10 protein-coding genes are annotated in these 5911 nt (G+C 57.8%); 2 read left to right on the top strand and 8 right to left on the bottom strand.

Annotation, left to right across the window (positions count from 1 at the left end):
- Together DXT59_RS10260 and DXT59_RS10255 are read left to right on the top strand one after the other, a co-directional pair.
- A partial coding sequence (locus tag DXT59_RS10260; protein ID WP_162878019.1) for an aminotransferase-like domain-containing protein occupies positions 1-1234 on the top strand: 1234 nt, incomplete at its 5' end.
- A gap of 56 nt (positions 1235-1290) precedes the next feature.
- The gene (locus DXT59_RS10255; RefSeq protein ID WP_205417398.1) at positions 1291-1581 is read left to right on the top strand and encodes a hypothetical protein; all 291 of its coding nucleotides are present in this window, start codon (positions 1291-1293) and stop codon (positions 1579-1581) included.
- A gap of 28 nt (positions 1582-1609) precedes the next feature.
- On the opposite strand, the gene DXT59_RS10250 is transcribed toward DXT59_RS10255, so the two are convergent.
- The 8 genes from DXT59_RS10250 to DXT59_RS30520 form a co-directional block, all read right to left on the bottom strand.
- Positions 1610-1960, bottom strand: a complete 351-nt coding sequence (locus DXT59_RS10250; protein ID WP_116136807.1) for a VOC family protein — start codon at positions 1958-1960, stop codon at positions 1610-1612.
- A 118-nt stretch (positions 1961-2078) separates the two neighbouring features.
- Positions 2079-2882, bottom strand: coding sequence for a hypothetical protein (locus DXT59_RS10245; protein WP_116136806.1), 804 nt, complete (start codon positions 2880-2882; stop codon positions 2079-2081).
- A gap of 15 nt (positions 2883-2897) precedes the next feature.
- Positions 2898-3098 (bottom strand): hypothetical protein, encoded by a 201-nt coding sequence (locus tag DXT59_RS10240; RefSeq protein WP_116136805.1) that lies wholly within the window; start codon positions 3096-3098, stop codon positions 2898-2900.
- A gap of 79 nt (positions 3099-3177) precedes the next feature.
- Positions 3178-3369, bottom strand: coding sequence for a hypothetical protein (locus DXT59_RS30530; protein WP_162878018.1), 192 nt, complete (start codon positions 3367-3369; stop codon positions 3178-3180).
- A gap of 148 nt (positions 3370-3517) precedes the next feature.
- Positions 3518-3775 (bottom strand): surface-adhesin E family protein, encoded by a 258-nt coding sequence (locus DXT59_RS31570; RefSeq protein ID WP_420823382.1) that lies wholly within the window; start codon positions 3773-3775, stop codon positions 3518-3520.
- A gap of 106 nt (positions 3776-3881) precedes the next feature.
- Positions 3882-4175 carry a hypothetical protein gene (locus DXT59_RS10235; protein WP_116136804.1) on the bottom strand — a complete coding sequence of 98 codons (294 nt, stop codon included), beginning with the start codon at positions 4173-4175 and terminating at the stop codon, positions 3882-3884.
- 272 nt (positions 4176-4447) lie between these two features.
- Positions 4448-4645 carry a hypothetical protein gene (locus tag DXT59_RS30525; protein WP_162878017.1) on the bottom strand — a complete coding sequence of 66 codons (198 nt, stop codon included), beginning with the start codon at positions 4643-4645 and terminating at the stop codon, positions 4448-4450.
- A gap of 508 nt (positions 4646-5153) precedes the next feature.
- On the bottom strand, positions 5154-5911 hold a 758-nt coding region (locus DXT59_RS30520), incomplete at its 5' end, for a hypothetical protein (RefSeq protein ID WP_205417397.1).

The following is a 5911-nucleotide window of genomic DNA, read 5'->3' as shown; positions in this document are numbered from 1 at the left end:
GGAAACGAAGTGGCTCCTTTATGCCGAAAACGCCCCGGCTCCTTTATGCCGGAAGCCCGGTGGCTCCTATATGGCGGAAGATGACAAGAGCCCGCCTACATCCGGCGATGCCTTGCCGCTGCGTCCCGGCGTGCCCGCGCTGGCGCGGTTTCCGCTGGGGGCTTGGAAACGATGCTTCGATCGCGCGGTGCGGCGCGCGGGCGTCTCCGGCCTCTCCTACGGCGATCCGCAGGGCGAGCTCGCGTTGCGCGAAGCAATCATGCGGCATCTCGCGGTCGCGCGCGCGGTGCGTTGCGAGCCCGAGCAAATCGTCATCACGGAAGGCGCCCAAGAAGCACTGACGCTGTGCGTGCGCCTAGTGACGAATCCCGGGGATAAAGCGTGGGTTGAAGATCCCGGCTATCGAGGCGCGAAGACGGCGATGGTGTGCGGCGACCTCGAGGTCGTTCCGATGCGCGTCGACGAAAACGGGCTCGATATCCCGGAGGCGGCGTGGGCGGCAGCCACGCCCCGGTTGATCTACACGTCGCCGTCGCATCAATATCCGACCGGTGCCGTGCTGACGGCCGCGCGCCGGCTCGACCTGATCGCCAACGCGCAGCGGCACGGCGCGTGGATCATCGAGGATGACTACGACAGCGAGTACCGCCATGCCGGCGAACTCGTGGGCGCGATGCAGGGCCTCGTGCCGCATGCGCCCGTTCTCTATGTGGGCACGTTCAGCAAGACGCTCTTCCCTTCGCTGCGTCTGGGTTTTCTCGTGCTGCCCGCGGCCTTGGCCGCTCCGGCCGCCGCCTTGCTCCAGGAGACGCTGCGGGGCGGGCATCGCTACGAGCAGTTGGCCCTCGCGGAATTCATCGAGAGCGGCCAATTCAGCCGCCACCTAGGGCGAATGCGCCGTCTCTACAAACGCAGGCAGGACGCCTTGCGAGCCGCGTTGAAGCAGCATCTGGACGTGCCTCATGTCGTGGCGGGCGGCGACAGCGGAATGCATTTGACGATTAGGCTGCCCGCCGATTACCCGGACGAGCGCATCGCACTGGCCGCGCGCGGGTTCGAAATGGCGCCGATGGCGCTCTCACGCTTCGCTTTGCGCCCGCAACCGGAAGACAACGGCCTCGTACTCGGCTATGGCAATACGTCGGAGTCGCTGTTCGTGCCGCTCGTGCAACGTTTAGCCAAGGTGATCCGGCAGGAGCGCGAAGCCCTCGAAACGACGGCCGGCGGCGCTTGAAACGGCCGCCGCTTTAGGCCCGCGTACAATACGCGCTGATCGATCCAACCCGCGGAATGCAAGCCATGGCAATGAAGAAATTCGACCTTGAAAAGAACAAGGCGTTGAAACTGACTCAATCGATGAAACAGTCGAACTCGGAACGCTTCGGCAAAGGGACGGCCGAGACCCCGGCGAACCGCCGCGAACAGCGCAAGCTCGACCAGGCCAAAGGGCTCGTGCCGTTCGCCTGCAAGCTCGACGGCGAACTCGTCGCCGCCTTGAAGGAACGCGCGGCCGCGCACCCGGAGGGGATGACCGGCGTGCTCGACGAATTGCTGCGGCCCGTGCTGGTGAAGGCGGATTAACCAGGGGTACTGCGCGCGTTTGGCGGGCTCATTCGTGGCACGTACAGAGTTCGAACTCGTGGCCGTCGGGGCTGCGCAGGACGATACTCTTCATGTTCGGATCGTCGAGCCCGTCGACGACGACCTTCGCACCGTTCGCCTTCGCGCGGTCGAGAAAGGAAAGCAGCGCGTCTTTTTCGAACTCGAATACCGGCACCGCGCCGCTACCGTCGAACTCGTCGCCAAAGTCGTTGAGCAATAGGCCCAGGCGGACGTCTCCAATAAGGAACTCCGTCCATTTGGGCGATTGGCGGTGCGGCGCCCGTTCTAGCACCTGCTGCCAAAATGCGGCGGCTTCGTCCATGTTGCCGACCTTCAGATAGACCGTTCTTAGTTTCATGCGGGCTCCGGGTAGACCTGCACGACCAATCTAACAAGCCGAAACGCGCTTGTCATTCGATGGCACTGTCTGCCTATTTCGGCAATTCCAACGGCATTCACGATGTTGTAATGTTTTCCTATCCGGCTTCTTGCACCGAGAACTGAACCTGTTCATCGATACTCGCGACCAACGAACTGCAATTCTTTATTAGCTCAACGACTGCCGCCTCGTCTACGCCGGTCGGCACGCCTTCTTTGCTAACGCCGTTTCGATGGACACAGTCATGTCGTATCAGAACGGCCCTGAACAACCAACCTATATCACCGAAATCGATATCAAGCACGGATGCGTACATCGGCTTCACTTTCTTAAGTTCATGAAAGATCAGGTCATGCAGATACTTCGCGACAGTCAATTGGAGACCTTCATGCTGGCTAAAAATATCCTTCAATACCAATGGTCGGTTCGCCAGTGCGGGGTCGGTCATCACTAACCTTCGGATCAACGCGTTTGAATTGACAACTGTGCGAATGAAGGTCCCGGAAAGATATGCCTCAACTGCAGTAACCACTTGCGCGTAGATCATATTGCACAGGCTGACCTTTAGATCGTCTGCCACCGGTGCTCGTAGCAGCCGGTATGCGTCGCGTACAACGTCCCTGTATGTATCAAGTTGTTCGGAAGACTGTATTACCCACCGCAGTTCGTCATCCGCATCCTCCGCCAACACGTCAAACGTCAATGAGACGGCTCCAGCAATCGCCACACTGGTCTCGCCAAACTTGCGCCTTATTTTTGCTTCGAAGTCTTTACCACATCCGTCGCATTGCACAGAGGCGTAGAATTCCTCGGTGTCACCCAAAGACTCGTCCGCGTCGACATGCAAGTTCTGATCGACAAATGCGCCGCACGGGCACGAGAACGCTACGTTCAATTCCATGGTTTTGCTGCTTTCCTATCGATGCTGATCGTGGCGGTTATTCTGCGCCTGATAAGCTGCGGCTGCGTCATAGTTGCGTCGCCGCTCCTCGTCGTCGGCGAGCTGTCGGGCATCCTCTTCGCGTCTCTGCTTCGGGCTGCGTCCATCGAAAATCAGGAGCCAGTAGGCGAGAGCGATTCCGCCGAAGACCAAACACTTTTCAAGGAAGTCCCGCATCGTGCGTTTTCCGTTTCAATGCCCTTAGAGGCTTCACCGTTGCCACCAGTAGCGGCAACAGTCAGCCTCTATCGTTCGATTAGCGCTGCGGTTCAGCCGGCTCGCCTTCGCCGAGCCACGCTAGCGAGTACAACGTTAGCGGGTAGCCTGACTCATCTTTTCCCGAAGCTGTGTCGATCAACGACCAGCCCGCATTGATAAAGCGAGTCACGTCACCTGCGTGGGTTTTCACAATCACTTCTTTCGCCTTCGTTAAATCTACTGATGCCATATCGGCTCCTTTGCGTATGCGACCGACTACCGGCCAGTCAACGGGCGCATTTTTTTGCGCGTTTTCCCTTCTCTCACATACCCAAGCGCTTGGCAGCGCCACATGCAATCTGCTCGATTGACGCCACGACTGTCCGTGGTGGAATCTTCTAAAACGTCGAAGATGAATCGACCGCTGCAAGCAGCGCTCCGTTGCGATCGTACGCGGCGGTCGACAAGAAACGGACGCGGTCACGACTACAGTCGAAAGCATCGCGCTCCATTGAAGTTGCGATGAACCGGTTGTTGACGACCATTGGATGGGCAGATAAGTCGTGCTTTGTCCTCACTAGAACGTTGCCGTATTCGTCGCGCTTGATACTGCCGCCATCGAGGTAGACGGTCTCCCTGTCATTCTTGGCAGAGATTACCCAATGTTCGGCCTAAGCGGACAAACGGTCGCGGCCAGACAAAGAGCAACACTGATTCTCTTTACGATTCTCACAGCAATCCCCGTGGGTGTCGTTTTCCGTGTTATTGACGGCGGCCGTAATTGAGACCGTACTCGTATTCATCCCGCGGCAACTGACTGACAATCAGCGCCTTCTCGGCCGCCACCAAAGCTAGTCGCAGGAATCCTTCGCGAACGGCGGCCCGTGCGTAATCGAGTTCACGTCGCTCCCAGGCGCCGATTGCGCCCTCGCGCGCTTGTTCCATCGCTCTCTCGCAATCAGCGATGACATCGAGAACCGCATGGTCGTGGCCGTCGTAGGTGTCGGCTACTAGCCGGAGGCATTCGGCAATTTCATTCATCTGCTTCTCGTACATGATCTACTCGCTCCCGTTGCTCTCTGTTTCGTATCAGGTATTCAACCGGATGATGAACTTCGCGCCATCGTCGGTTAAGCGGGCGATGTCGCAGGCCGTTTCCAGTAGACCTGCCGCTACGCACAAATTCGCGCCCTCACGCTCGATCGGCGCCAAAAAGATGTTCGCGTTCTTCGCGCTGCGCGTTAGCGACCACTTCGAGCAACCTAAACTGCTGATATGAGAGGCTTTCTTCGTTGTGGCTTTCAGACCGACATTCGCGATGTAAGCTCTCAAGGAGCAGACCAGTTCGCCGGAAAGTTGACATACTCGGTCGCATTACCTTGATCCACGGCGACCGTAACATGACCAATAGCCAGCACTGCATCTTGCCGGCTTACCCTGCCATCCTTGTATGCATCGAGCACCTTTGCGACAAAGCTGTCGATGCCGTGAATTTCTGCGTTGGAGAGAATCTGCGGTCTGCTCATTGTTTTATCCCCATCAAGTCCCGGCTCCCGGCCGATGCGAGACGCTCTCGCGCCGATTGAATTTTCGTTGTATTCCCATACATCTAGTCCAATTCCCGCCGCCGGCGGTTTGATCGGTCCTAACCAGAGTGCCTCGCCAAAGCGATCGAGGGACCAGATAAAGTCTTACCGAATACCTGCGCGCCGAACCGGTTGAATGCGTCGTCGCAAACGACATTCGTGACCTCGGCGGGTCCGTACTTCGGCCTCACCCAGAATAGGCCCACGACTGACGGCAGATCCTCGTTTCAATCCTTCATCGCGTCGCTTTAAGGCCTATCAAGCGTGATTCGTTGGGATCGATTCAGAGGATGTCGAGCTGGCACAACCGGCCGAGAACCCGAAGACCTGATAATCGACCAGATCGTCTCTTACCTGCATACTGCACCTCCAGCACCGCTGACCATACCCCATCGACGCGTACCCGTTTCTGCGCCTTTACATGCTCTCGTCTCTTCCATTCTTGGCCTCAGTTTCCCGATGGAGTGATCGCTAAGCCTACAGGATCGAGGAGCATGCACGCGGCAAATAGTTGGTTCAACGCGACTTGCCGAGCAGCGAAATCTTGACCGTCATTGTACGCTTTGATGGCGTCGCGCGCGTTCTTTCTCACATCCTCACGTGCCAGCAAAGTGTTCGTCGAAGTATCACCATTGTCTTGGAAAATCTTTTGGGTCGTATTGGCTGCACCGGATAACCCGCTGAGCGAAGATACAATCGCAATTGCCACGTGGCCCGCCAGTGCAGCACCCGCTACACCAAGGACGGCACCACCGATAGCAATCCATTCGGACGTGTGTCGCTGTCCTTCTGCGCGCGTATCATAGATACTAATCGCACCCGCGCATCTTCCCACGAGATCGTTAAAGGTATCTTGTTGCTTAGGATCGAATAGCGCTGATCCGCTCGGCGTCGTGGTGGCGCCCCCATTGGGCTGTGCCGCCGATTGACCGGAGGCAGGCTGGGACGATTGTCCGGCGGGCGCAGCAGATGCCCCGTTGCCTACTAGGGCATTTAACGCAGATATTCGATTGTTAAAATTCGAAGTATCCGCTGCCAAGGAGACATGAGACATGAACACCAAAACAAGTTGCGGAACTAGGTAGCGCGACATCCTGTTCATTCTTGTTTCCCCCGGACTGAGCTTCCCTCGGTTTTTCGCCTTCCAGAGGCCCGGGGTTATGCAGCCGTATCCTTTGTCCGCTGAGCCGCAAGCCAGTCTTGCAT

This window comes from Trinickia diaoshuihuensis (genome assembly GCF_003390925.1).
In the GTDB taxonomy this organism is placed as follows: Bacteria; Pseudomonadota; Gammaproteobacteria; order Burkholderiales; family Burkholderiaceae; genus Trinickia; species Trinickia diaoshuihuensis.
This window is presented reverse-complemented; position numbering and strand designations above follow the sequence as displayed.

What these genes read in the sequence shown, in the direction of transcription:
- DXT59_RS10255 (WP_205417398.1), top strand. Translation starts at nt 1,291, where the DNA reads ATGCAAGCCATGGCAATGAAGAAATTCGACCTTGAAAAGAACAAGGCG.
- DXT59_RS10250 (WP_116136807.1), bottom strand. Translation starts at nt 1,960, where the DNA reads ATGAAACTAAGAACGGTCTATCTGAAGGTCGGCAACATGGACGAAGCC.
- DXT59_RS10245 (WP_116136806.1), bottom strand. Translation starts at nt 2,882, where the DNA reads ATGGAATTGAACGTAGCGTTCTCGTGCCCGTGCGGCGCATTTGTCGAT.
- DXT59_RS10240 (WP_116136805.1), bottom strand. Translation starts at nt 3,098, where the DNA reads ATGCGGGACTTCCTTGAAAAGTGTTTGGTCTTCGGCGGAATCGCTCTC.
- DXT59_RS30530 (WP_162878018.1), bottom strand. Translation starts at nt 3,369, where the DNA reads ATGGCATCAGTAGATTTAACGAAGGCGAAAGAAGTGATTGTGAAAACC.
- DXT59_RS10235 (WP_116136804.1), bottom strand. Translation starts at nt 4,175, where the DNA reads ATGTACGAGAAGCAGATGAATGAAATTGCCGAATGCCTCCGGCTAGTA.
- DXT59_RS30525 (WP_162878017.1), bottom strand. Translation starts at nt 4,645, where the DNA reads ATGAGCAGACCGCAGATTCTCTCCAACGCAGAAATTCACGGCATCGAC.